The following is a 24,038-nucleotide window of genomic DNA, read 5'->3' as shown; positions in this document are numbered from 1 at the left end:
AAGGGAATGCCTTCGATGATGTTCTCGGGATCGTAAGTTGGGTCGATTTGTGGGTGAGGTCTAGTGATTCGCACGATTGCCGACCTTCTGGCCGGCATTATTCGAGACGAGCTGCCTAAACTCGACGACGCTCCTGTAAAGCATGCTCCGACAATTGGAGACATGTATGAGGGGCTGTCTTCAGACGTATTGAATCGAGCCCTGCCAGACGGATTGGGTTTGCGGGTGGTATCCGGATTTGCTCGCGACGGTCGCGGACGCATGTCCGGCCAACTTGATTGCATGGTGGTTCGGGGTGAGGGGCAAAGGCTCCCGTATACCAACTCTTATGTGTGGCATGTTAAAGATATCATTGCCGTTGTCGAAGTTAAGAAGAATCTCCACTCGGCCGAGCTTCGTGATGCGTTTGCTCAGCTTAATTCAGTCAGCGAGATCGAGCACGCCTACCATCAAGGTGATGACGAGGTGCCGGACGACCCTGATCGAAGTATGGCTCCGTCAGTTAGAACGTTCGCGGAGATGACTGGGAAGTTGGCTTGGGATGGGGAAGGTCCTGTCGCCCTCTCGTACGAAGAGGATGCCCTGCTTCAGACCCTTCTCCTGGAGCAGATTTCTGCGGTTCGAGTAATTCTCGGGATGCATGGGTTTAAGAGCGAGCGAGCATTTCGATTGTCGATGGCGAACTACCTTGAGCGGAATATTGGGAACCACGGATTCGGTCCGGCAAATTTCCCTCAATTGATCGTTTCGGGTAGGTACTCCCTCGCTAAGGCCAACGGTCGGCCATTCATGACACCTCTGATCGATGGATGGTGGCCGTTTTACTTCTCGACGCCAGAGAACCCGCTGAGGCTGTTGCTGGAGTTCATCTGGACCCGACTGGATGAGGTGTACGGACTTGGGGGAGAGGTTTGGGGAGAGGATCTTGAGACTGAGGTCGCCAGGACTCTACTGAGCTGCCGTGCTGCCCGCATCGATGGAAGAGGCGGCTGGCAAGTTCAAGTGCATAACGCTGATGATGAAGCACTTGATGCGGCTGCAGTGACGGAGCGGTGGAGTCCGAATTTCATCGGTGAGGAGGAGTTTGTTTTGCTAACGAGGCTGTGTCAAGGGAGGGAAGTGCGTTGCGATGACCCAGAGATGATCGCGTGGCTAAAGTCGCGCGGCGTTGATTGTTGCGACGTACGCAACCGCCTGTTGGAAACCCGTCTTGTCGCCTCATCTGGGCAGAACCTGAAGCTGATCGCAAAAAAGTGCCAGTTGGCAATTCTCCCGACGGGTGAATATGTTGCTGCGGAGAATAGTACTGGCCGATTGGACCGTTGGATTTTTCGCCAGATTGAGAATTCGCGCGATTGAGCTTCCGGAGGCTAGCCTTGTGGCTCCTCAGGTTGGCATTTGGGTCTGACGTAGGCGCTGGGAAAACGTGTCGGAGGTACGCCGGGCGCTCAGCATCGGGTCAGTCGGATGACTGAGCTTCTTCGAGTTGGCCACCGATCGGGTGATGGGCCGTGAAGCGCAACGAACGAGGTTCCCGAGCTGTTGATCGAGATGTCTGACGTCTCAATCACGTTGCTCAGGGGCCTCGTTGGTCATCCATCCTGCCGCACTTGACCTGCCGCATGCGCTCGTGGAGTGGGTCACCATGCTGGTTGTCACTCGTGAGGGCGACCGGCGCTGCAAGCTCCGTCCGTCCCAGCGGGCGATGGTGGCACTGGTGTACCTACGAGAGCACACCACTCTGGCGAAGATCGCCGCCGGGTTCGGGATCAGCGAGTCCACCGCCCACGCCTACACCCGCGCGGTCGTCGACCTGCTCGCCGAACGAGCACCAGGTCTGCTCAAGACGCTGCGCGAGCACGATCCCGACTTCATCCTGCTCGACGGCACCCCTCGCCGAGTGCGACCGGGTCGGCGACGGCCGGGCCGACTACTCCCACAAACACCGGCGCCACGGCGTGAACGTGCAGGTCGTCACCGACCCCTGCGGCCGGCTGCTGTGGCTCTCGCCCGCCATGCCGGGCCGCACACACGACCTGACCGCCGCCCGCACCCACCGGATCATCCGGATCTGCGAGCGTCAGGGCGTTCCCATCCTGGCCGATCTCGCCTACCAAGGCGCAGGACCGTGGCTGACGACCGGCATCAAACGCAAGCCACTTCAGGAACTCACTCCCACCGAAAAGACCCTCAACCGGGCGCTGGCCGCAGCACGAGCGCCCGTTGAACGCGGTGTCGCGAGCCTGAAGTCCTGGCGGATCTTCCGCAGGTCCCGGTGCAGCCCCAACCGCATGACGTCAATCGCCAAGGCCATCCTCACGCTGGAGCGGCAGCGCTGAAGAAGCTCACTGTTCGGCTGCGTGCGGGTTCCTCAGCCCAGGAATCAGCGGCCGGTCGTGGTCGAAGTCATGCACCAGGACGTGGCCCCGTACGGAGGCCGGAAGATCGTTGTCCGCGACCACGACCTGGAACGGGTCGGTGGCGATGCCAGCGCCGGCCCGAGCCGTGACGAAGTCCACGAAGCTGCGGTAAATACGCTGCGCGAAGCGGGTGTCCCAGTCGTTGCGGCCGACGTTCTTGGTCGGTGAGTCGATCATCAGGAAGGTCGGCAGATCGCCGACGCGGTTGGTGAGTAGGTATCGCAGCAGGCTGACGTGGTAGCCGACGGTGACCGCGGCGCGAGTGCCTCCGCCGAGGCGTTCGACGCCCTGTCCATCCACGATGGGGAGGTACGTGGCGCGGTCGATGCGAGCGTCTCCGGCGTACCAGGGCAGGTCCATCTCGGCGACGACGTCTCCGAAGATGTCGTTGAGGCTGTCCAGGACGTCGCTGCGTCGTACGGCGTAGCTGGCGATCAGGTCCTTGCGCGCCTGAGTGAGCTCGACTCGCCGTTCCTCGGCTTCCCGTAGCTGTTCCTTCAAGGTGCGCAGCCGCTGGTGAGGCTCGACCAGGCGTTGCAGACTCTGGAGACGGGCAGCCGTCTCGGCGACAGCCACTCGGGCATCGGCGAGCTGGTCGGCATGTGGAGCGATGAGGCGGCGGGTCGCCTCGTCAAGACGCTGCTGGAGATCTCCGACCCGCGCATCGGCCGCGGCTGCTGCCTTCTCCGCCTCAGCTACTCGAGCTTGGCCCTGGACGACTCGGTCGCGGGCGGCGTCCAGCTGCCGCTGAATCAGGACGGCTGCCGTCGCAAGATCGGTATTCGTCTCGGTACACAGGGGGCACGCGTTCTCTGGCAGGGTGCGCCGACTCAGATCGGTGTGACAGTGAAGACACTGCAGTACGGGCTTGTGGGCCTTCTCCAAGCGCTTGCGCAGTTGATCCACGCTGCTCTCGCTGTCTGACAGGGCGCGGCGTGCGCTGCTGGCGCGGCGGTGTGTGGCTTCGGCCTCATCAACGGCCTGCCGCAAGGCAGCGCGCAGAGGTTCAGCGGCCCCGGTCAAGGCAGTGAGTTCGGTCTCGATGACCTTCAGTCGACTCTCTGCGGCCCCGTGTTCCTCAGTCGCGCGCGCGATGTCAGCTTGGACGGCGTCGAGGTTGGTGGCGGTCGAGGCGTTGAGAAAGGTGGAGATGCTGGCCTGGTCCTGGGTGAGCTGCCGAATTGTGTCGCTGACGCCGCGTAGCTCCGCCTCCAGGGCCGGGAGGTCCGGGGTGGACAAGCCGAAGAGCAGCTCGAGCAGGGTCTGCCTCAGCGCGCTGGGCCGGTCAGCCCTGTGGCCGGCGATCTTCTGGTCGATGGTGGACTGCCGAACGTACAAGAAGTCGAGTAGCTCATTGAAGGTGACCGGCTTCTTTCCCCGGCGTGCGGTGCCCAGCAGATTGGACAGGCCCAGTGCATCCATCAGCCACTGGGACAGGGTGGTACGGCCGTTATCGTCCGTGTCTTTGAGCGGCAGGATCTCGGCGAGTGCGCCGTCGGGTTCGAGGAGCTCGACCTGGCGGTCCGCGCCACGCACGCTGCGGCGCAGTCGCACGTGCTGTCCGCCCAGGAGGACCTCGGTTTCCACCCGGTGTACGAAGCGGTCCATGGCGACCGGCCAGACTGGTTCCGCCCCGAATGTGTAGGCGACCCCCTCGAAGAACGAGCTCTTGCCCGTATTGACCGCACCGACCAAGGCGACGAGATCGCCGTCGAGGGAGTACGAGTGCCAGCCAGCCTCGGTCTCCACTGAGTAGCGCTTCAGCCGGATGGGATGTGCCATGACCCGGTCCTTTCAGGACGTGCTGCCCGCCTGGAAGGTCGGCGAGCCATGCCCTGCGTAACGATGCAACGCCCTTAGGGAGGATCCGGCCTAGTTGAACCTGCCGGAACGAGTCCAAGGAGGCCCGCGCGTTGACGGTCCGCAGCGATGACTTCGCCAGCAGGAAGGTCACTTGCCCGGCACCAACTCCAGGAGCCGACCCACACGGTGCCAACCGCCGACGAGAATTGCCGCCAACACGGCGCATCCCACGATGAGCCACGGGCGCAGGTCGTCCTTCACGCCTAGCGTGGGCAGTGCAGCGGAAGCCCCGACGGCAGCTGCCATGGCGGCGATGATGACCACAGCCACGTGGATTGATTCCCGTACCGTTGTGCGTGCAGCGGACACGGGTACGACATTCACCAGGGACTCCGCTGGCAGCATGGACCCAACGCGGCCCTCCGCACACCGTTCGCCGATCTCCGCCAACATGGCACCCAGGCGAGGCAGCGCGATCTCTGGACGGATGTCCATCCGTAGAGACTCTGCGCGGAGCGCACCCGCGACCTGCGATGCATGCGTACGTGCTGCTGCCCTCCTGGCGGAACGGCGGGGCATGGTTCCTGCGTAGCGATGGGCACGAAGGATGGCGTCTTCGGTTGCACGGAGGCCAAGGTCGAGGACTCGGAGCTGCGAGTCGCGCTGTCCGGGTTGTCGGCTGTATGCCTCGGCGCAGAGGTTGAGCGTTTCCACGGTCTGGATAGTCACCCGGTGTCGCAAGACGGCTCCTCGTGCAGGACGCCGCTTCAGCAGCCACCAGACTGGCGTGATCAGAGCAGCCACCATAGTGATCAGGTAGATCAGTGCGTCCCACCCATGCACTGGCTGATTCGCCGCTCCGGGGCGCAGCACCCACAGGAAGTGCCTCGCAGCCCGTGAGACTGACTCGATGCCGAGTACCAAGGCAAGGTCGTGGACGACGACCGCGGAGACCTTGATCAGCCTCACGCCGAGCCAAAGGGCGAGGAGCGTCAGAGCTATGGAGCCGTAAGGGGCTGTTTCAAGGGTTGCCCGTGTGTCCTGCAGCGCCCGCCGAGTGTGGGGAAGCTTCCGCTCCGCCACTTCCAGTGCGTGGAGTGACGAGGTGAGGCTGCGGAGGCGGGTGCCGATAACCCGCCGGTTGACGCGGAGGCGCCAGGATTCAAGCCGTAACCGGGTTTGTGTGATACGCGGAACTAACTGCTGGGTGGTCGTGCGGGCCAGGCTCAAGGCGTCCCTTCCATCGGCGTGGATGAATCAATGGTGCCGGGAACGGGCGAGTGGTTGTGCCGTCTCACCTAAATGATCTCGGGGGGATGGGTCTCGAGAGGACGGAGGTGTCGCCGGCCACCATAGGTGCCTCTGTAGTGCAGAGTGCCCGCGTTAATTCGCAGGGGTGGTGCTCAGCTCTGACAAGAACCGATGTGGTCGGCCATGAGGTGTTGTGGGCTGATGCCGGGCATATGGTCCACCCTGGCGTATCTCCCATCACTCAGCGGTGGCCGGCCATCCGTAATGGGAGAAGCTGGGGCCTGCGTTCCGGTACGCGGCCAGCGCCTGCATGGTGGTCGGGAAGGCGGGCTCGGGCAGGCGGCTCACGGCGACCCATCGGGCCGCCAAGTGCTTGTCCGGTTCGGTGTTGGTCAGTTCGCCGGTCCAGGTGTCGGTGGCGAAGACGAAGACGATGAGCTGGCCGGCCTGGTCCCAGCCTTGCTCGACGTGGACGACGTGGACGAGGGAGAGATCGACCGGATCGACGAGCAGGCCGGTCTCCTCCTTGTGAACCGCCCCGGGTGAAGTGGAGGCTCGATTTCATGAAAGGATCGAGTCATGGCACGACCTTCCCGTTACCCGCTTGAGCTGCGCCGACGTGCGGTGCGCATGGTCGCCGAGGTCCGCGGCGACCACCCGACCGAGACCGCGGCCTTGCAGGCGGTGGTCGAGAAGCTGGACATCGGCTCCCGCGAGACGCTGCGGAACTGGGTCAAGCAGCACGAGATCGACGCCGGGACACGGCCGGGGACGACGACGGAGGAGTCCGCCCAGCTCAAGGCGTTGAAGAAGGAGAACGCCGAGCTGAAGCGGGCCAACGAGATCCTGAAGGCGGCGGCGTCTTTCTTCGCGGCCGAGCTCGACCGGCCACACACACGCTCGTAGCGTTCATCGACGAGCACAAGGGCCGCTTCGGCGGCGTCGAGCCGATCTGCAGGACGCTCACCGAGCACGACTGCAAGATCGCCCCTTCCACCTACTACGCCCACCACAAACGCCGGAGCACACCGTCGGCCAGGACCGTGCGCGATACCGAACTGAAGGAACGGATCAGCGAGGCCTTCCAGGCCAACTACCGTGTCTACGGGGCGAGGAAGATCTGGCGTGAGCTGAACCGGCAGGGCCACCGCGTGGCCCGCTGCACCGTCGAGCGCCTGATGCGTGAACTCGGCATCGCCGGAGCGGTCCGCGGCAAGCGCGTGATCACCACGCTGCCCGGCGGCCAGTCCGAACGGGCGCCGGATCTGCTGGACCGCGACTTCGTCGCGAGCGCCCCGAACCGCTGCTGGGTCGCGGACTTCACCCACGTCAAAACCTGGTCCGGTGTCGTCTACGTCGCCTTCGTCGTGGATACGTTTTCCCGCCGGATCGTGGGCTGGTCCGCAGCCACCGCGAAGGAAACGGTCTTCGTCCTGGGCGCCCTGGAGATGGCCGTGTGGCAACGTGACCGAGACCAACATCCGGTGCGGCCGGGCGAGTTGATCCACCACTCGGATGCCGGATCGCAATATACGAGTTTCCGGCTTGCCGAGCATCTGGACACCGCCGGCATCGCCGCCTCGATCGGATCGGTCGGTGACGCCTACGACAATGCCCTGATGGAGAGCACGATCGGCCTGTACAAAACCGAGCTGATCAAGCCCCGGCGGCCCTGGAAATCGCTCGCCCAGGTCGAGTTGGCCACCGCCGAATGGACCGACTGGTACAACCACCGCAGACTCCACGGTGAGATAGGCCACGTCCCGCCCGTCGAGTACGAAGCCAACTACTACATGGAATCCACGAAACCCCAGGTCACAACCACAATCTGAGATCTCTGCCGAACCCGGGGCGGTTCATTGAGTTCACGGATGGCGGCCTCGTCGAGGGCTTCGCCGGGTTCGGCCTTGCCGCCGGGGAGGGTCCACGCCGGCTGCGGGGACCAATTGCGGGCTGCGTAGTGCACGGCGGCGACCGTGCCGCTGTCCTTGTCGTGGACGATCACGCAGACGGCGTTGCGGCTGTTCATCACGCTGGTGTTCATCGCGGTGCCCAATCCGTGGAGACGTGCCGGAAGGTGTCAGTGGTCCGGGCAGCAGGCTCTACCTGGCCCGCCGCTCGGCATGTGGGGTCGGTGTTCAGCGCCCGGCTGCAAGGTGGTCGGCGTCGGTGCGGGAGAAGACCAGGTCGGTCATCTCCTTTGGGGGTTCGGTGCACCGGACGGGCGGCTGCGGCCGGCACATGGCTCGAGGGTAGGTGGCCGGGTCGTAGTCGTTGGTGAGCGTGTAGGCGTGGAAGCCGTGTTCGCGCAGGGTGTCGAGGATCTCGGCGGCGCTCTCGCCCTGCTTGGCCAGGAGTCTTGGGGTGACTTCCATGACTAGTTCCGCGTCGTCGCGCAGGTGCGGGAGCGCGGGCAGGAGGCCGCGGATCGCGGCTGCTTCGGCGCCTTCGACATCGATCTTGATGATCCGGGTGGCGGCAAGTTCGGTCCGGCTGACGAGGTCGGCCAGGGGCGCGGTGGGCACCTCAACGGTCTCGTGGACGCGGCGGGGGCGGATGGCGGTGGTGTGGCCGAGGTTGGCGGGGTCTTCCAGATAGAGGGTCAGGGTGCCGTGGCTCTCGGAGGCAGCGGAGCGGACGGCCCGGATGTTGGTGCGGCGGTTGGTGGTGGCCGAGGCGGTCAGGACGTCGTGGAACCGGGGGTGGGGCTCGATGGCGACTACGCGGCCGTGGGCGCCGACTGCGTGGGAGGCCAGGAGGGCGAACGCGCCTCGGTGGGCTCCGACGTCGATGAAGGTGTCCCCGGGGCGGAGCCGGTCGCGGAGGAAGGCGCTCAGGTTCGGCTCCCACTCGCCGAACAGGTACTGGTAGCGCTGGATGACGTCGCTGGTGGTGACGGTGACCATGTCGCCGGTACGCAGCCGGGCGGTGGTGTGGAGCGGGTGGGTGCGCAGGCGCTTGTCGAGGAAGCGGCCGACGAGCCGGGCCTTGCCGACGGTGCCTGGGGCGTGGCGGACGTAGGCCCGTAGCGCGTGGGCGAGGACGGAGGCGGACATGGGCGGCTCCTTCGTACGGCGGCCTGGGAACGGGGCCCGGGCCAGCCAGTGGTGACAGACTGGCGAGAGAACGCTGGTGGTGCTGAGGGGAGTTGGTCGTGGCTGTGAGCGACACTGCGGTGGTGTACCTGCTGGTCGGGCTCACCGGCTCAGGGAAGACGACCTACGCCCAGCGGGTGCTGGAGCCGCAGGGAGCGGTGCGGCTGTCGGTGGACGAGGTCGTCTACGAGCGGCACGGCCGGTATGGCGTCGACTACCCGGAGAACACGTATTTCGAGAAGGAGACTCCGGTCGTCGCCGAGCTGCACCGGCGACTGGCCGAGCTGGTCGCCGAGGGCCGTGACGTGGTCTGGGATCACGGGCTGTGGCCGCGCAAAGACCGCGAGGAGATGAAGGAACTGGTGGAGGCCGCCGGCGGCCGGTGGCGGCTGCTGTACTTCCCGGTGGAGCGCGACGAGTTGCTGCGCAGGCTCAGGGAGCGCAACGCGCGGGGAGACGCGAACGCGCTGCTCGTGACGCGGGAGGCCCTGGACGACTTCTTCGCCCGTTTCGAGGCACCTCAGGGCGAGGGCGAGGAGATCATGGAACCTGGCTGGTTCTGAGGCGCCGGAGGCCGCCAGGTGGTGGCGAGCTTGGCGGCTTCGGCGGCCCAGTCGTCCGGCAGGCGGTCGAGGGTGACGCGGCGGAAGCCCAGGCGGGGGTCGGAGACGTCGATGCGGCCGTGGTGGCGGTCGATGTGCTGCAGCAGGCGGGACGCCTCGCTGCGGACGGCCGGGGTGTGCTCGGCCCACTCGCCGGAGGTGAACCGCTCGACCCGCTGGCGCAGGTCGTCCAGGACGCCCGAATGCCACTTGAAATGGTGTACGCACGCGAGCGTGCTCGGGTCGGGCTTGTGGCCCGGTGCGCGGTGGTTTCCGGACGCGACGGTCACCGAGGAGTGGGCGAGGACGATCTTGCGCGGGTCCCCCTGGAGGAGGCGGCGGGTCAGGTGCCCGCCGAGCGGGAAGGCCCGGTCAAGGCCGGTTCCCGGGCGCCACATGGCCAGGCGGCCGTCGTTGGTGACGCGGTCGAGCATCAGGCCGCCAACCACTTTCTGCCCGGCGTCCCCGGCCTGAGCGAGCACGTCGGTCAGCGGGGCGGGATAGGTCTGGAACTCATCGGAGTCGGCGAGCAGGTGCCAGCCGTTCCCGGCCTGCTCGCGCAGGGAGTCGCGGAGCTGGGTGTTGGTGTGCTCGTGCCAGGGGCCGGTGCTGATCTGGGCGGGGGCGATGCCGAGGTCGTGGCAGGCCGCGATCAGCTGGTGCCGCCAGGCGTCCGGGACGTGGTCGGGGAAGTGGAAGGCGAGGTGGAACCGCTCGATGCCGAGCCGGCGGTAGTGGGCGGTCCAGGCGGCCAGCAGGGCCGGCTCGACCGGGCCGACGACCGCGACCAGGGCGGGAGGGACGAACATCAGCAGCGCTCCTTGGCCACACGGAGGCGGGCGTAGGTGTCGGTGAGGAAGGCGGCCTGCTCGGCCGCCGGGTGCATGTCCAGTGCCGTGGGCGCCGTCGGTCCCGGCCGGGCGGGCGCCTCGGCGGTGAGCTTGTCCAGCGTCTTGGCGAGGGCGTCCGGGTCTCCGGCCGGGAAGAGCCGGACCCACAGCTTCCCGGTCAGCCGGGCGGACAGCTCGTGGTCGTGCGCGGAGACGACTAGCGGGACACCGAGGCGGGCGGCGTCCATGACCAGCCCCGACTCCTTGCCCACCCCGGGCTTGCGGGCGACGAGGGCCGCGTCGGCGGCGGCGTAGACGAGCCGCAGGACCTCGTCGGCGACCGGGCCAGGCACCGTGTGGAGGCGGACGTGGGGCAGCCGGTGCCAGCGGTCGAGGAGGGTGTCGTCCAGCGGGGTGCCGCACACCAGGACGTGCAGTTGGGTGGTGAGGCGGGCGAGGGCCGCGTCGATGGTGGCGATGTCCTTGTACGGCCACCAGCCGCCGACCAGGCACACCGCCCTCGCGTCGGCGGGGATGGTGAAGGCGGCGCGGGCGCCGCTGCGCTCGGCGTCGGTCAGCCGCCGTCCGTCGTCGACCGCGAACGGCCGCACCTCACCGCGAAGGCGGGGGAAGGCCGCTGCGACCTGGTCGCGGACGTCGGCGGTCGGGCACAGCGCGATCACCCGCTTCTCGCCCCGGCGTGCGAGTCGGCCCAGCCACCGGACCGGACGGTCTTCGGTGGTGACCACCTCGTGGACGAACCGCAGGTGCGGGACGCCGCCCAGCAGGGTGGCGGCGCCGTGCAGGGCCTCGCTCGCGCTGAGGATCACCACGGCCGCCGCCTGCGGGGCGAGGCGGCGCGCGGTGCGAAGGCACGCGGCCTCGGTCAGACACCGGGTGAGGAGCGTGACCTGGTGCGGGAACCTGCGGACTCCCTGCGGCCAACTCCGGGAGGCGAAGGCCCGCTGACCGGCGGCCGAGACACGCTCCGCCGCCCACGCCCCGGCCAGCAGGACCCTCGCCGTCGGGCCGGCCGGCCCGACGGCGATCCGAGCCCCGGACCGCGCCAGCGGGCCCAGGTCCTCGCCCAGTCCGCCGGGGACGACAACCAGGCTCTTCGGCCGCGCGGCGGCGAGCGCCGTCAGCGTGCGCTGATGGTGCCCGCCGCCCCGGTGCGCGTACGGCTCGATTAGCACCAGCGGCCCAGGGACGGTGTTCATCCGGTGACCGCCTGCTCGCCGTACAGGGTGGTGAAGTGCCGGTGGAGCCAGGGCGGGTCGTTGAGTACCTCGAAGCGCGGAGGGCTGCTGGCGACGGTCTTGGCGAAGTCGAGCCCGTCGCGGGCACCGGCCGCAGCGTAGGTGCCGTACTCGCCGTCGCGGCTGGACGTCCAGGCGTCGATACGTTCCTGGGCGGAGGCGTCGGTCATGCCGTACTCGCTGCCGCGCGCGAGCATCGCGCACTCGCGGAAGCCTGCCTTCCACGCGTGGAACGGGCTCTGGTTGAACCGTGTGATGCCAGCGGTCTGGCGGCAGAACTCGACCCGTCCGGGTAGTGCGGCCAGCACGTCGACGGCCTGGCCCATCTCCCGCAGCGCCGAGCGGCGGATCAGCTTGAGTCCGCCGTATCCGTAGGTCAGGCCGTTGACCGGGTTCACGGCCTGCCACACCCGCATCGCCACCCCGTCGGCCAGCGGCTCCACCGCGGCGGCGGAGAACTCGGGGTCGATGGCGAAGTCGCCGTCGGCGAGGAAGAACGTCTCGGTGTCGACCAGCTCGGCGGTGAGCCGGTAGGCACGCCGCATCCCGCGGACCCCGTGCAGGCGCTTGACGCTGCCGCCCAGTACCCGGGTGAGGCGGCTGTGCAGGGAGCCGGCCAGCGGCTCGTCGTAGGAGAGCTGGACCGCGTCGAAGCCGGTCACTGGATCGCCTCCAGGTAGCGGGCGGCCACCGCGGCGGGCGCGAGGTCGGTGGTGGAGGCATGGGCGCGCTTGGCGTGCAGGAGGTAGAACTCGGGGTCCGTGGCGAGGCGGGTAACGATCCGGACGGCCTGCTCGTCGGTGTCGAACAGCAGCTCGTTGTCGATGTGCTCGGCCAGCCAGCCGGTACGCGGGCCGATCACGGGCAGGCCCATCGCCTGGCAGTCGATGACCGACATGGACCAGGGGCAGCCGGGCCGGAAGGGGGCGATGCCGAAATGGGCGCCGGCCAGCAGGTCGCGGTAGCGGACACGGTCGCCACGGTCGGAGGCGATGGCGACGCCGTCTGTGGTCGCGAGCTCTTCCAGGTGCCGTTCGGGGCTGGGGTCAAGGCGGACACGCTCGGGGCTGCGGGTGCCGAACAGGTCCATCACCGTGAGCCGCACCGGGGCGTCGGCGACGAGGTGGCGGGCGAGCCCGGTGAAGCGAGCGGTGCCGTAATGCGCGTACAGGCGGTGGTTGTAGATGCCGGTGGCCCGGCCCTCGGGCGGGGTGATGTCGGCAGGGTCGCGCACCAGCCGTACGTCCCTGGGGGCGGGGACGATGCGCAGCTTCTCGCCGAGGTCGACGCCGGCGCGGGCGGCTGCCGCCGTGGTCCAGGAGGCGGCGGTTGAGGAGTGGACCAGGACGCGGTCACAGGCTGCGAGACCGGCGGCGAAGGCCAGCAACACGCTCCGGCCGAGGCCGCCGTCGTCCATCGCCGGGTCCAGCTCTACAGTGCCCGTGCCGGTGTCGGCGAAGGAGAACGGCAGGTAGTGGCAGTAGCCCGCGACCAGCGCATCCACCCCGGCTTCCAGGAGCGCGGCCCGAATCGCGGGAGCGGCCTCGATCTGGTTGGCCACCACCACCTCGGGCCGCCGGTCACGGAACAGGGCGACCAGGGCGTCCATGCCCGGGTCGAAGCGAGCCCGGTACTTGGTGGACGGCGACGTGGTGAGCGCGAAGTGCACGCGGGCGTCGCCGACCGGGACGGGGGAAGCCACGGTCACCTCCGCCCCGGCGTCGGTCAGGGCCGGGGCGAGCAGGTCGGCGAAGGTGAAGCCGGAATCAGCAGTCAGCTGACTGCTGTTGGAGACATTGAGCAGATACAGCACGTGCATCGCTGCGACCCTCCTTCTTGGGGCCCGGGGATCGACCTGGGCCGGTGAAGGAAGGAAACGCGTGACTGCGACCGTGACAGAATGGTGAATCGAGATCACTCACGGTTCACTCATCTCATCCGGCAGCCAGGGCGGGGGCTTTGTTGGACGCGCGGGATGATGCCTTGACGGCCGAGCAAGCGGCCGAGGCGTTCGCGGCGGATGTGGCCCACTGGCGCGAGGTACGGGGCCTCGCCAAGCGGGAGTTAGCCAGAAGGATGGGCTTCGACCCGTCCTATGTCAGCCATGTCGAGTCGGGCCGGCACAAGCCGACGGAGGACTTCGCGCTGCGCGCGGAGGAGGCGCTGAACGCGGGCAAGGCCATCTGGCGGCGATGGTTGGACTACGAGGCGGCCAAGGCCCGCACCGCACCGGCGCCGCCGACGCCGACTCCCCGCAGAGCCGAGCAGCCGTACGCGACCGGCTCGGCGATCGTCGTCGAGCACGACGCGGCCCGTCTGGACTACGACGGCAGTCACTACCGGCTGACGATGCGCCGACTGCTGCGGAACACCGGCAGCGAACCCATCACCCGCTACCTGATCCGCATCAGCGTCGACCGCTACCCCGGCGAACCCGAACGCTCCAACGCCCACTACCGCGAACACCCACTGACCTGGGACGAACTCGCCCTGACCGCGACCTGCCGCGGCGAGGTGATGCACTGGCAGACCAAGCACGACCGCGACGCCTTCAAGGAGGTGTGGCTGGCGTTCGAGAACAGCGAGGGCCGCTTCCCCCTCTACCCGGGCGAGTCGGTCTGGATCGAGTACGCCTACTCGGTGGGCGACGAGAAGTGGGGCCGCTGGTTCCAGCGCGCCGTCCGCCTGCCCACCGAGCACCTGGCGGTCGAACTCGCCTTCCCCACCGCACTCGACCCCGCCGTGTGGGGCACCGAGACCTCCATGACCGCCGAGGCCGCACCGCTGCGGACGGCCCCGATACAGCGCGAGGAGAACGGGATGCGGATCTTCTCCTGGAGCACCTCCACACCCGCACTCCACGCCCGGTACCGTCTGGAATGGCGGTTCCGAGGCCGAACCGAACGGGACATGATTCAAGGGGAGTTCACGTGAACCAGGTGCGGCCCAGCGAGCAGATGCGGGACCTCGGCGTCGTGCAAGACGGGGCTCCGGTCCTCATCGAGCCCGTCCGCGCCTTCGCCCTGCCGGCCGAGCGCGAGGCGGCCGAGCAGGCCGTCGAGCAGATGTTCTCCGCCATGGAGCGGATCCGGCAGGTCCACCCGTTCGCCAAGGGCATGGGTCTCGCGGCCCCTCAGATCGGGATCGGCAGGGCCGCCGCCGTGGTCCAGCCCCCCGGAGACACCCCTGCGGTTGTCATGCTGAACCCCCGCATCACCGACTGCTCCAGTGACGCGGACGAGCAGTACGAGGGCTGCCTGTCGTTCTTCGACGTCCGCGGCCTGGTCCCCCGCCCCCTTCGGATCACGGTGGAGACCACGACCCTGGACGGACAGGTGGCGACCACCACCTACGAACGCGGACTCGCCCGCCTGATCCACCACGAGATCGACCACCTGGACGGCCTGCTCTACACCGCGCGGATGCGCACCGGCGTTACCCCCATCCCCGTCGAGCAGTACCGCCAGACCGGCCGCGCATGGGCCTACGAGCAGTGACAGTCCACCTGGCCGGCCCTGGGCGAAGCTCGGGTCGTTTCCAAGTCACCGGGGCCTTGGCCGAGCCGGCGGTACGGCTCGCGGTGTGGTAGCAGAACTGGGCTGGGCTCGCCCTTCCATCTTGTTGCGCGGGGGCTTCCTGACGACGGGTTCTCGAAGGCGGTTCAAGCGCCAGGTGAGGACTTCGCTGAGGCTGGTGGCGGTGTCGAGTTCTCGGTGGCGGGCGGCCTGGGTGAGGAGCGCGGAGGGAGCGCGGCCGGCTGCTGTGGTGTCGTTGAGGGTGGCGGCGAGGGCGGGCCAGTCGGGTTCGGCGAGGATCTGCTCGGCCAGGTCAGGCAGTGCTTGGCGCACCGTAGCGGCTTGCTGCTTCAGTAGCCATGGGGCGAGGTGCTGGCCCCGGTGGTGGAGCGCGGTCAGGGGTTCGGTGACTGCGGTCTGGTAGGCCACGCGGAGGTGCGTGGTTGCACGCTGCGCGGCCTCGGCCTGCTGGTGGTGGCCGCGGGCGCGGTGCCAGTGCTGGGCGGCGATGACCGCGAGCAGGAGAGCGTCGAGGACGATCGCGAGGAGGGCTCCGTCCTTCGGCGCGGGTTCGTGCAGGATCGCCTTCACCGCCCGGCGGATGGCCTGGGCCTGCTGGTGATGGGCGCGGACGCGGGACCGGGCGGCGCGCTCGAAGGCGGTGGCGGCCTCGACGAGCCGGGGCCGGATGGCGGCCGGAGCGAGTAGTGGGAGTGTGTCGAGGGCTTCGGCGAGGACGGTGATGTGGGCTTGTCCAGCGTCGTCCTCGCTGTGGGCGAGGCTGTCGGGGATCCCGTCGACGGCGCGGGTGAGTCGCCGCCAGACCGGGGCGTCAGCCCATTCCGCCGGCGTTGAGGCCGTGGCCATGAGGCGTTCGGCGATCTTCGGGTAGGAGAGGTCTGGGGCGAGGGTGGAGCCGGAGAACCAGACGGGCTCGCCGTGGGCGTTGGTGTCGTCGTCGAGGGCGACCTTGTAGCCGCGGACGTCCCCGGAGGGGAAGTACTGGACGTCGACGAGGGCTCCGGCCCCCTCGACGATCCGGAAGAACTCCTCGGTGTTCGTGGCCGCCGACGAGACGGCGGTGCGGACGACGGTGCGCAGGTGTTCCCGGGCGGTTCGGGCGTTGCCGGTCCGGCGGGCCTTCTCCTGCTCGGCGCGGGTCGGCCGCTTGGCAGCGGTGCGGTCACCTCGCGGCACCTGGCGGAGCCCGTACTCCTTCTCGATGGCGACGAGTTCCTTGTCGGCGCGCAGGAAGTCGTTCCAGTTCCTAGGCGGGCGGAGGTCGCCTTGAACCTTGGTGGCGACGATGTGGATGTGGTCGTCGGCGTGACGGACGGCGATCCAGCGGCAGGCGTCTGGGTCGTTAGTCGGGGCGATGCCGGTGGCGTTGAGGACGCGGCGGGCGATGGTGGCCCACTCGTTGTCGGTCAGGTGGCGGTCTTCGGGGGCGGCGCGGATCGAGCAGTGCCAGACGTGGTTCTTCGGCGCCTTGTGGCCGGCCTGCTTGACCCGCAGGTCGAGGACGGCGGCGAGCTGGGCGAGGGTGGCGTCGGGGTCGCGGCCGGGGTCAGGGGCGAAACCGTCGAAGGAGGCGGCGAGGTGGGGGTCGGTGTGTTCGTTGGCGCGGCCCGGTCCGTAGAGGTAGTTCAGGACGCCCCGTGTTTTGTGGCCGGGCTTGACGATGTTCGCGATCAATCAGACCGCCCGGTGGTTCGTGGCGGCCACATCGGCGGCGGTGTCGACCGCCGCGACCGTCTGCCTCACGGTCGTCACGAGTCGGCAGGCCTCGGCGAGGACGGCGGCGTCCACAGAGTGTGCGTCGCCGCCGGCGTTGAGGCGGTGGGCGATCTGGTTCACGTTCGTGCCGATCCTGGCGAGCTCGGTACGCAGAGCGGCGAACTCGTCGATCAGATCATCGGTGGCGGCACGCTCGGCGGGCAGGGCGAGATCGTTGTCCAGGTGGGCCATGACGATGGCGCCGACGAGGTGCGCGCTGGCCAGATTGTGACGACGAGCCTCGACGAGGATTGCCTGCTTCTCGTCGACGCTGTAGCCGACATCGACACGCTCTCGGCGCTGCACGTCCTGGCGGGCACGGCGACGGGCGACACGATGCAGCGCGGCCTCATCGGCGGCACGCACACCCCACGCCCCCGGTGCGCCCTCGCGCCGGGGACCTGCCTCCGCCACCCTAGGGGCGGAGGCTTCCGCGTTGGACCGGCCCTTGGACGGTCCAACGCCATACCTTGCTCCGCCCGGGGCTGGGTGGGTGGCCGGCTGCTGGGCGGTGTCCGGGGAGTCGGGGGCGGGCTGAGCGTGCATCGGCGGGCTCTCCAATCGGTGGGGGAGGACGAAGCGGTACTCGCCCCGAAGGAGTTCCGGGGCGAGCGGCCTGTTGGTTGGGGTCGGGGCTATGCGGCGGTCTTGGCGAGCTGCTGGTCGAGCTCGGTCTGGAGCTTGGCCCTGGCCTCTTCGAGGCGTTCGCGTCCACCGGGCCTGAGGCCCTGGGCGCGGATGGCGGTCTCCATGTGGCGGCGGGAGACCCGGCCGTCTCGTCCCAGGCGGGCGGTGCGGCCTATGGCGAGCACCTGCTCGTACGTGGCGATCGGCGCCTTGCCGTCCTCGGGGGCGGGCGGCGGTTCCGGATCAGCCACTTGCTCGTCGGCGGCGTCGCCCTCGTCAGTCTCGTCTTCGGCGGGGACCGGCTCGGTTGTGGCGGGCGGTGTGCCGGGCTCCGGAGGCGTGGTCTCGGTGGCCGCAGGTTCCGCGGGGGTGGGGCGGCGCTGGACGAGGAGGTAGAGGTGGACGGCGCCGGCAAGGGCGAGTGGGGCGATGGCGGAGATGACGCCGACGGTGATGTCGTCCAGGGCGAGCCCGCCTCGCCGCGTCTGTTGGTTGAGGCGGACGGCGTGCAGGACGTTGGCCCAGATGCTGGTGGCCGTGGCGATGCCGACCAGGGCCGAGACGTACAGGCGGGGCCGCAGGGGTGCGGTGCGCAGGACGAGGAGGGCGCCGATGCCGATGGCGATGAAGCCATCGATCACCAGCGGGAAGGCGTACGTCAGGAGTCGGTGGATGTGGCTGGCGGCGGCCATCTGGCGCAGGGCGTCGTACGAGAGCGCGAAGGCGGCCATGGCGAGGAGGGCGACGCCCGTACGGATCAGGACGGGGAGGGCGGAGGGAGGTGCGGTGGTGCTGGGGGAGGACAAGGGAGGGTGCTCCGGAAGCTCAGGGGGAGGCTGAGGTGGCCGCGCGGCCGGTGGCGGGTGGGAACCGTCCCGACTCGTCGCATGCCTGGTCAGCGCCGGTACGGGTGAGGGCCGTGACATCGGGTTGACCCGTCACGGGCGGGTGACCCGTCCCGGCCCTGACCTGCGAGGGGACGGGTGGGGACGGGTCGTTGTGGGTCAGGCGCTGGGTGCGGGGACCGGCAGGAACAGCGGCTCGGCGGCTAGGGCGGTGGCCGGTGCGGCGGGCTCGGGGCAGTAACGGGCCCAGGCGTCGGCGAACTGCTCGCGGGCGAAGCCCCTGGCCTGGAGGCCGTCGGGGAAGCGGTGGCTGGCGGCGCTGATGCCGTAGTCCTTCAGCAGGAGCTGGAGGCCGCGCGCGGTGAGGCCCTTGTCCTTGTATTCGGGCCAGGGCGATTCGGTGTCCTCGTTGAGGATGCCGAGGAGGCGGCCGGTACGGAGCAGGCCGGGGTTGCCTTCGGTGGCGAAGGCGCGGCGGATGTCGGCGAGGAGGCGGAGGTTCAGGGTGCTGTTGTCCTGGTCCTGTTCGGCCTCGTGCTTCGTCATCGCCAGGCAGGCGGCGCGGGCGGCCTCGGGCCAGGTGCCGCCGGCGAGGTCGGCGACGGCGACGAGCGGCTGCCAGGTGTCGGCGGCGCGGTCCTCGACCGGCATGGGCGGGGTGAGGTCGAGAGCGGTGTCGTGGAGCGGGCCGAGCCAGGCCACGAGCCGGTCCCGTACGGCGTGGAGGGCGGGGGTGTCCCGTACGGTGCGGAACTCGGCGACCTTCTCGCTCGGCCCCCGCCGTCGCATCCGGATCACGACCGACCGGTCCATGATCGTGTCCGGCAGATCGCCGATCCCGGCGAGGGCGGCCATGGCGAAGGCCGGGAACTTCGACACCTCGTGGTTCGGGCCGGAGACCCGCAGGGTGGGCCGGTTGCGCTGGTGGCCGGCGTTGAGCAGGCCGCGCATCTCCTCGTTCTTCTCCGCGACCTTGGCCGACCCGAAGAGGGTGTCGGCCTCGTCGACGAGCAGGGTCGGCGGGTTCTCGGTGATCGACCGGAAGACCGCGGCGGCCGAGGCGTTGACCGTGATCAGCGGGTCGTGGACGGTCTCGGTGACCACGTCGAGGAGCCGCGACTTCCCGCACCTCTTCGCGGGTCTGACGACCGCGAGGCGAGGGGCGTGCTGCCACGCGGTCTGCAGGTGCGTGGCCGCGACCCACAGCGTCACCGCCGTGAGGGCGTCCTCGCTCGGCAGGACGACGTAGCGGCGGAACTGCGCTTGGAGGTCGGACAGTGCCTGGTTGCCCTCGGAGGGCGGTACGGGACCGGGCTCGGGCGACGGCTCCGGCTCGGGTGTGGCGGGTCGGCCGGGTATGGCCACCGGAGGCCACGCGGCGCGAAGCGATGGCGCGTGGGGTGCGGCTTCGTCCATACTGAACATTGAGCTTCTCGATCTGCGGGCCATACGGGACGGCAATCCCGGCCATGCAGGTAGTCATTCAGGGATGGGTGGCGTGAGGTTTGCGCTTGAGCCCCTCGGTGTCGCTAGCACCGGGGGGCTTTTTGCATGCCGGAGCGCAGGGAACCGGCATGTTCATCACTATGCACCACGCAGCGGTGCTTTGCAAATCGCAGCATATGGTGTACTGTTTCACTGGCCCTGCAAGGTGCAGCGGCGCGCTGCGAGAGGAAGGGGGGATCGATGTCGGACGACGAGCGCGTGCAGGAGCGCGAGCAAGAGCTGGAAGGTGTCCTGCTCCAGGGCGAGGAGAACGCCGCCAAGCGCATCAAGTTCGAGCGCGAGCGGCGCGGCTGGAGCACCACGACGCTCTCCGACCGCCTCAACGAGGCCGGTTACGAGATGAACCCGTCGGGCGTCTGGCGTATCGAGAACGGCAAGCGCCGCATCAACCTCGACGAGGCCATCGGCTTCGCCGACGTCTTCGGGGTCTCTCTGTCCAACCTCGTCGGCCCGCCGGGCCTCGCTGCCGCCGGCCGTGCCGTGGAGCTGATCGACACCGTGGTGGCCGCCAACGCCGCTGCCCAGAGAGCCCAGCACGCGTACCGCAGGGCGAACAACGAGCTCATCGCCTACCTCGATGAGCACCCGGAAATCCGCCGGGAGGCCGACGTGATGGTCAGCAACGCCATCGCCGAGAACATCAACAAGATCAATATCGAGGAGTTCGGGACCCCGAACCCGCTCCTGCCGTAGCCACTTCTAGTGGCCGCCCTGGCCCGCAAACCCCAGGACCCGGCCTCATTCGCAAACCCAGCCCATCCCATCCCTGAACGACCGGCCCGGCCGGGGTTGCCGCCCCACACGCCGAGGCCAGCAGAGGACCCCGCTTGCGCCACACCGCGATACCCCACGCCTCCGCCCAGCCCCGCACGGCGGGGGAGGCGAGCACCACTGACCGCCTGCTCACGGTCGACGAAGCCGCCGCACGTCTCGGCACCGGAGTCCGCTTCGTCCGCCGGCTGATCCAGGAACGCCGGATCCGGTACGTGAAACTCGGCAAGCACGTCCGCATCGCCGACAGCGTTCTGACCGCCTACATCGTGGAACGGACCGTCGAACCCGTCCGCGCCCGGCGCTCCCGCTATGGGGTGGCCGCCTGATGCCCCCTTCCCGCAAGCGAGCCCCTCGTCGCACCTTCGGGGCGATCCGTAAACTGCCCTCGGGCCGCTGGCAGGCGCGCTACCCCGGCACCGACGGCGTCCTGCGGCCCGCCCCCGAGCCGTACGAGACGAAGCGCGAGGCCGAGGTGTTCCTCGCCCAGGTCCAGGCCGACCAGTCGCGCGGCGACTGGATCGACCCGACCGCCGGTGAAGTGCTGTTCGCCGAGTACGCCGCGCGCTGGATCGACGAGCGCGGGGTCGCGGCCACGACCGAGGAGCTGTACCGGCGGCTGCTCCGCCTCCACCTAGAGCCGACCTTCGGGGAGCAGTACGTCAACGCCGTCAGCCCTGCCAAGGTCAGGACCTGGCGCGCGGAACGGCGGAAGGCGACCGGCGCCACCACGGTCGCTAAGTCGTACCGCCTGCTCAAGTCCATCATGCAGACGGCGGTCGAGGACGACCTGCTCCGTCGGAACCCCTGCTTCATTCGCGGGGCTGGCCGCGAGGATGCGGACGAGCGGCCGGTGGCCACGGTCGAGGAGGTCTTTGCGCTCGCCGAGGCCATCGGCATCCGCTGGCGGCTGATGGTCCTTCTCGGGGCCTTCGCCTCCATGCGCCCGGAGGAACTGGCCGAGCTGCGCCGCTCGGACGTCGACCTCGACGCCGGTTCGGTACGGGTACGGCGCGCGGCCCCGGAACTGAACACGGGCCGGCGGGTCATCGGCGACCCCAAGTCCCGAGCGGGCAAACGGGAGATCATGCTCCCTTCCTTCATCCTCCTCGACATCCGCCGGCACCTGGAATGGTTCGCCCAGGACGGTCCCGACGGCCTCGTCTTCGTGGGGGAGCGGGGAGCCCCGCCCATCGGGGCACCACCTTCGGCCACAAATGGCGCAAGGCCCGCGACACGGTCGGCCTACCGAAGGAGTTCCGCTTCTACGACCTCCGGCACACCGGCAACACCCTCGCTGCCGACACCGGCGCAAAGCTGAAGGATCTGATGGTCCGCGCCGGCCAGTCCTCGGAGCGCGCCCAGCTGATCTACCAGCACTCCACCAAGGCCCACCAGCGCAAGCTCGCAGACGACATCGACGCCGACGTCCGCCGCCAGCGGGCAGAGATCAAGCGCAGTACTGCGGGCAACGCGTCTGCGCACGTGCCTCGTGGTGCGCGCCTAGAAAGGTGATGTGAGGGCTCCAGCTCGTCGGCCCGCCGTCTTGGCCGGCTTGACGAGCTGGCTGCCTGTTGGAGGCGTCGGTCAGGTACTTTCCGGTTCGGCATTGAGCAGCCGTACCGTCCTGCGTGTGCGAGAAGTGAACGGCCGTGCGGTGATGATGTCCGCACCGCCGTCCTCAGCCGGGGTGACAGCCGTGATCTGAGCAGCTGGCATTGTTACTTCAGCCGTTCCGAGAGGCACCGGCTGGCCGAAGATCTCCAGACTGAACTCGCGCTCTTGCACCGCGAACTCGAGGCGCTCACCGACCACCAAGAGCTGGTTGGCGGCCTCCGGGAGATCGGCAGGTCGTGCGAGGTTCCAATGAGCCAGGGACGGTGGCACTTCGACGCTCATCCCGCAGAGAAGCTGATGAGCTTGTCGGATGGCTGCCACGTCTGCCGGAGAGATGGATCGCGGCACGTCAAAAGGAGTGCTTGTACGCCGCTGGACCTCGCTGAGGTCCTCCATGAGTGTGATCTCCTCGTCCAGGACGTGGTCACTGATCGTGTCGTTCTTCACCTCTCCGCAGGGGACGGAAGGCCCCACGGCCTTGTTGTTCAGGTGGAGCTGGAATCGGTGTGGCGCGCGTGCCTGTCGTGCGAACCGGAGCAGAGACAACCGGTCGTGAGGCTGAAGTCCAGGCACCGGCGACATGGACAGGGAAGTCTCTGCGGTCTGATTCTGCACGTCCAGCCGCAAGACGATCTTCAGTGAGTCCGTGCGGTCGGTACCAGTGGCAACCGCGCCTCGCCTGCCTCTGTGGCGTACCTGGAGATCCACGGGCAGTGATGCCAGCCGACGCCCGTCCGCGTCCTCGATCAGAGCCCGCGCAGGGATGACCGGGCCTGATTGCTGGTTTGCTCCCAGGCGAAGGAGCGTGGAAGGGGCCGGAGGATCGCTGTGAACGCCGAGGCCGGCGGGGAGGTCAAGGACCAACCGCGAGAGGTGGTCGCCGGTGAGCTCGACAGGGTCGCCGAAATCTGTGAAGCGCTCCCACGCCTCACGCGCGTCGCGCCCAGCGGGAGTGTCAGGGAATGACGCCTGGAAACTGAGGGTTGTCGGGCGGTCTACTTCGGCGCCTCGGTAGGCGGGCTCCATAGAGATGCTCTCCCCGGTCGGTCCCGCGGTCACGGTGAACCGGTAATGCGGCTCGATTCTGTTGAGCTGCTCCACGGTTTCTCTTACGCGGGCGAGCGCGGCCGGCCCGTCTGCCACGCTGACGAGTTCCCCGTCGGCGAGGCGGCGCATGACCTCCTGCGTGGTCCAGTGGCCCTCGTGGAGGTAGTAGTGCGCGAATGCCGGCTGTTCGATCTCTCGTGCCTTCAGCCAGTTCAACCCGCACCAGGACAGCGGGAACTGGGAGCGGGAGCGAAGCCCGTCGAACCAGTCCAGTTCCTTTGGGTTGGGGTCGATCGGGACCACAAGCGTCCAGCACGTGGGCCGGTGCTGGGCGGCACGGGCCCACGATCGCTCGACCTTCGTGCGCCGGGCGGGAGTCATCCTGCCCGTAAACGACTTCATCTCGTAGATGGCCAGCGTGCTGCCGTCGCGGAAGAGAGCGTCCCTCCCGCCGTCTCCGCCGACGCCGTCGACGCGGAGCACCTCAGGGTTGAGCAGGTTGAGGAGCACGGCGACTGCTGTCTCGTAGTCGTCTGCTCGCTGTGCCACGAGCTCCCAGCGTGATGTGGCGCTTGCCATGTAGCCCTCCTCCCGCCAGTTTGTCGTGCGCGCCGTCGCAGAGGGAGGGGAATCAGGCACGGGCTCAGGCTGATGGATTCCCGAGGTCTCGAATGGCACGCGAATGGCACGCGACCCCCGACAGGTCTAAACAACAAAGAGGCCCTGGTCTCCGACCAGGGCCTTCGTCATGGAGCGGGTGACGAGAATCGAACTCGCGCTCTGAGCTTGGGAAGCTCATGTTCTACCATTAAACTACACCCGCGGAGCGAGCCGCCCGAGCAGCTCGCATCGCTCGATACTGTACCTCATGCCAGGTCCCCGGCGTTCGAGCCGTGGGACCTTTTTGCTGTGCGGAGGGGTGGACGCGGTTTCTGTGGGCGGGAGTTGAGGGCGTAGCGTGGGGGGTCGGAGTGCCGCATGGAGCGGCGTCCCGTTCATCCCCTAATGTGGCGGTCTCGTCCAAGGCTTGTTGGGGAAGGGACTTGATGGACTCCATGGAGCGCACCGTCGTCC

Annotated in this window: 21 protein-coding genes, 1 tRNA gene and 2 pseudogenes; 9 read left to right on the top strand and 15 right to left on the bottom strand. The window is 68.4% G+C overall.

Translation table 11 applies throughout. The annotated features are described in order from the left end of the window. Positions 1-63: 63 nt before the first annotated feature. Both OCT49_RS15965 and OCT49_RS15960 read left to right on the top strand, forming a co-directional pair. Positions 64-1,359, top strand: coding sequence for a DUF6602 domain-containing protein (locus OCT49_RS15965; protein ID WP_283852556.1), 1,296 nt, complete (start codon positions 64-66; stop codon positions 1,357-1,359). A 229-nt stretch (positions 1,360-1,588) separates the two neighbouring features. Beyond that, positions 1,589-2,339 (top strand): annotated as a pseudogene (locus OCT49_RS15960) (transposase). A gap of 6 nt (positions 2,340-2,345) precedes the next feature. Here OCT49_RS15960 and OCT49_RS15955 read toward each other — a convergent pair. From OCT49_RS15955 to OCT49_RS15945, 3 genes are all read right to left on the bottom strand, one after another. Next, positions 2,346-4,202 (bottom strand): coiled-coil domain-containing protein, encoded by a 1,857-nt coding sequence (locus tag OCT49_RS15955; protein ID WP_283852555.1) that lies wholly within the window; start codon positions 4,200-4,202, stop codon positions 2,346-2,348. Positions 4,203-4,370: 168 nt separating this feature from the next. After that, a complete protein-coding gene (locus tag OCT49_RS15950; protein WP_283852554.1) occupies positions 4,371-5,192 on the bottom strand; it encodes a hypothetical protein in 822 nt (273 codons plus the stop codon). A 519-nt stretch (positions 5,193-5,711) separates the two neighbouring features. After that, positions 5,712-5,987 carry an NUDIX hydrolase gene (locus OCT49_RS15945; RefSeq protein ID WP_283855815.1) on the bottom strand — a complete coding sequence of 92 codons (276 nt, stop codon included), beginning with the start codon at positions 5,985-5,987 and terminating at the stop codon, positions 5,712-5,714. A gap of 66 nt (positions 5,988-6,053) precedes the next feature. On the opposite strand from OCT49_RS15945, the gene OCT49_RS15940 reads away from it, so the two are divergent. Further along, a protein-coding gene (locus OCT49_RS15940; RefSeq protein ID WP_283852553.1) for an IS3 family transposase occupies positions 6,054-7,306 on the top strand; the annotation gives its coding sequence in 2 pieces (ribosomal slippage) (positions 6,054-6,336 and positions 6,336-7,306; 1,254 coding nt in all). Here the strand turns inward: OCT49_RS15940 and OCT49_RS15935 are convergent. Together OCT49_RS15935 and OCT49_RS15930 are read right to left on the bottom strand one after the other, a co-directional pair. After that, on the bottom strand, positions 7,264-7,518 hold the full coding sequence (locus OCT49_RS15935; RefSeq protein ID WP_283852552.1) for an NUDIX hydrolase: 255 nt from the start codon (positions 7,516-7,518) through the stop codon (positions 7,264-7,266). The genes OCT49_RS15940 and OCT49_RS15935 overlap by 43 nt on opposite strands. Positions 7,519-7,612: 94 nt before the next feature. After that, positions 7,613-8,530 (bottom strand): FkbM family methyltransferase, encoded by a 918-nt coding sequence (locus OCT49_RS15930; protein ID WP_283852551.1) that lies wholly within the window; start codon positions 8,528-8,530, stop codon positions 7,613-7,615. A gap of 98 nt (positions 8,531-8,628) precedes the next feature. On the opposite strand from OCT49_RS15930, the gene OCT49_RS15925 reads away from it, so the two are divergent. Continuing rightward, a complete protein-coding gene (locus OCT49_RS15925; RefSeq protein WP_283852550.1) occupies positions 8,629-9,132 on the top strand; it encodes a P-loop nucleotide/nucleoside kinase family protein in 504 nt (167 codons plus the stop codon). On the opposite strand, the gene OCT49_RS15920 is transcribed toward OCT49_RS15925, so the two are convergent. Genes OCT49_RS15920 through OCT49_RS15905 form a run of 4 tightly spaced genes read right to left on the bottom strand, consistent with a single transcriptional unit; the run spans position 9,090 to position 13,079 of the window. Further along, positions 9,090-9,980: a glycosyltransferase family protein gene (locus OCT49_RS15920; protein ID WP_283852549.1), complete on the bottom strand. Its 891-nt coding sequence runs from the start codon at positions 9,978-9,980 to the stop codon at positions 9,090-9,092. The two genes, OCT49_RS15925 and OCT49_RS15920, sit on opposite strands and share 43 nt — an antisense overlap. Continuing rightward, a complete protein-coding gene (locus tag OCT49_RS15915) occupies positions 9,980-11,221 on the bottom strand; it encodes a glycosyltransferase (protein WP_283852548.1) in 1,242 nt (413 codons plus the stop codon). The genes OCT49_RS15920 and OCT49_RS15915 overlap by 1 nt, the downstream gene beginning before the upstream one ends. Beyond that, positions 11,218-11,922, bottom strand: a complete 705-nt coding sequence (locus OCT49_RS15910; RefSeq protein ID WP_283852547.1) for a hypothetical protein — start codon at positions 11,920-11,922, stop codon at positions 11,218-11,220. Before OCT49_RS15910 ends, OCT49_RS15915 begins: the two co-directional genes overlap by 4 nt. Continuing rightward, a complete protein-coding gene (locus OCT49_RS15905) occupies positions 11,919-13,079 on the bottom strand; it encodes a glycosyltransferase family protein (protein ID WP_283852546.1) in 1,161 nt (386 codons plus the stop codon). Before OCT49_RS15905 ends, OCT49_RS15910 begins: the two co-directional genes overlap by 4 nt. A gap of 164 nt (positions 13,080-13,243) precedes the next feature. On the opposite strand from OCT49_RS15905, the gene OCT49_RS15900 reads away from it, so the two are divergent. Then, positions 13,244-14,194: a helix-turn-helix domain-containing protein gene (locus tag OCT49_RS15900; RefSeq protein ID WP_283852545.1), complete on the top strand. Its 951-nt coding sequence runs from the start codon at positions 13,244-13,246 to the stop codon at positions 14,192-14,194. Then, the gene (locus OCT49_RS15895) at positions 14,191-14,757 is read left to right on the top strand and encodes a peptide deformylase (protein WP_283852544.1); all 567 of its coding nucleotides are present in this window, start codon (positions 14,191-14,193) and stop codon (positions 14,755-14,757) included. The genes OCT49_RS15900 and OCT49_RS15895 overlap by 4 nt, the downstream gene beginning before the upstream one ends. A 45-nt stretch (positions 14,758-14,802) precedes the next feature. Here OCT49_RS15895 and OCT49_RS15890 read toward each other — a convergent pair whose 3' ends face one another. The 4 genes from OCT49_RS15890 to OCT49_RS15875 form a co-directional block, all read right to left on the bottom strand. Continuing rightward, positions 14,803-16,470: a relaxase/mobilization nuclease domain-containing protein gene (locus OCT49_RS15890; protein WP_283852543.1), complete on the bottom strand. Its 1,668-nt coding sequence runs from the start codon at positions 16,468-16,470 to the stop codon at positions 14,803-14,805. Next, positions 16,471-16,917 (bottom strand): plasmid mobilization relaxosome protein MobC, encoded by a 447-nt coding sequence (gene mobC / locus OCT49_RS15885; RefSeq protein ID WP_283852542.1) that lies wholly within the window; start codon positions 16,915-16,917, stop codon positions 16,471-16,473. It lies immediately after the preceding gene. 269 nt (positions 16,918-17,186) lie between these two features. After that, complete coding sequence (locus OCT49_RS15880) at positions 17,187-17,984, bottom strand: DUF2637 domain-containing protein (RefSeq protein ID WP_283852541.1); 798 nt, start codon at positions 17,982-17,984, stop codon at positions 17,187-17,189. 198 nt (positions 17,985-18,182) lie between these two features. Further along, on the bottom strand, positions 18,183-19,439 hold the full coding sequence (locus OCT49_RS15875; protein ID WP_283852540.1) for a DUF3631 domain-containing protein: 1,257 nt from the start codon (positions 19,437-19,439) through the stop codon (positions 18,183-18,185). Between the two features lie 270 nt (positions 19,440-19,709). Between OCT49_RS15875 and OCT49_RS15870 the strand changes: the two genes are divergently transcribed. The 3 genes and pseudogenes from OCT49_RS15870 to OCT49_RS15860 all read left to right on the top strand — a co-directional run bounded on the left by OCT49_RS15870 (position 19,710) and on the right by OCT49_RS15860 (position 21,815). Then, complete coding sequence (locus OCT49_RS15870) at positions 19,710-20,222, top strand: helix-turn-helix domain-containing protein (protein ID WP_283852539.1); 513 nt, start codon at positions 19,710-19,712, stop codon at positions 20,220-20,222. Between the two features lie 149 nt (positions 20,223-20,371). After that, entirely contained in the window at positions 20,372-20,629 is a 258-nt protein-coding gene (locus OCT49_RS15865) for an excisionase family DNA-binding protein (protein WP_349632827.1), read from the top strand. Then, positions 20,629-21,815: pseudogene (locus OCT49_RS15860) on the top strand (tyrosine-type recombinase/integrase). Before OCT49_RS15865 ends, OCT49_RS15860 begins: the two are co-directional and overlap by 1 nt. A 72-nt stretch (positions 21,816-21,887) precedes the next feature. On the opposite strand, the gene OCT49_RS15855 reads toward OCT49_RS15860, so the two are convergent. Then, positions 21,888-23,543 (bottom strand): hypothetical protein, encoded by a 1,656-nt coding sequence (locus OCT49_RS15855; protein WP_283852537.1) that lies wholly within the window; start codon positions 23,541-23,543, stop codon positions 21,888-21,890. 170 nt (positions 23,544-23,713) lie between these two features. Then, positions 23,714-23,787, bottom strand: a tRNA-Gly gene (locus OCT49_RS15850). Between the last annotated feature and the right edge of the window lie 251 nt (positions 23,788-24,038).

Source organism: Streptomyces sp. ML-6 (assembly GCF_030116705.1).
Taxonomy (GTDB): domain Bacteria; phylum Actinomycetota; class Actinomycetes; order Streptomycetales; family Streptomycetaceae; genus Streptomyces.
The sequence above is the reverse complement of the archived record's forward strand: the minus strand, read 5'-3'. Positions and strand labels throughout refer to the sequence as shown.

Coding starts and splice junctions, on each gene's coding strand:
- OCT49_RS15930 (WP_283852551.1), bottom strand. CDS start 8,530: ATGTCCGCCTCCGTCCTCGCCCACGCGCTACGGGCCTACGTCCGCCAC.
- OCT49_RS15855 (WP_283852537.1), bottom strand. CDS start 23,543: ATGGCAAGCGCCACATCACGCTGGGAGCTCGTGGCACAGCGAGCAGAC.
- OCT49_RS15905 (WP_283852546.1), bottom strand. CDS start 13,079: ATGCACGTGCTGTATCTGCTCAATGTCTCCAACAGCAGTCAGCTGACT.
- OCT49_RS15935 (WP_283852552.1), bottom strand. CDS start 7,518: ATGAACACCAGCGTGATGAACAGCCGCAACGCCGTCTGCGTGATCGTC.
- OCT49_RS15915 (WP_283852548.1), bottom strand. CDS start 11,221: ATGAACACCGTCCCTGGGCCGCTGGTGCTAATCGAGCCGTACGCGCAC.
- OCT49_RS15875 (WP_283852540.1), bottom strand. CDS start 19,439: ATGGACGAAGCCGCACCCCACGCGCCATCGCTTCGCGCCGCGTGGCCT.
- OCT49_RS15955 (WP_283852555.1), bottom strand. CDS start 4,202: ATGGCACATCCCATCCGGCTGAAGCGCTACTCAGTGGAGACCGAGGCT.
- OCT49_RS15870 (WP_283852539.1), top strand. CDS start 19,710: ATGTCGGACGACGAGCGCGTGCAGGAGCGCGAGCAAGAGCTGGAAGGT.
- OCT49_RS15920 (WP_283852549.1), bottom strand. CDS start 9,980: ATGTTCGTCCCTCCCGCCCTGGTCGCGGTCGTCGGCCCGGTCGAGCCG.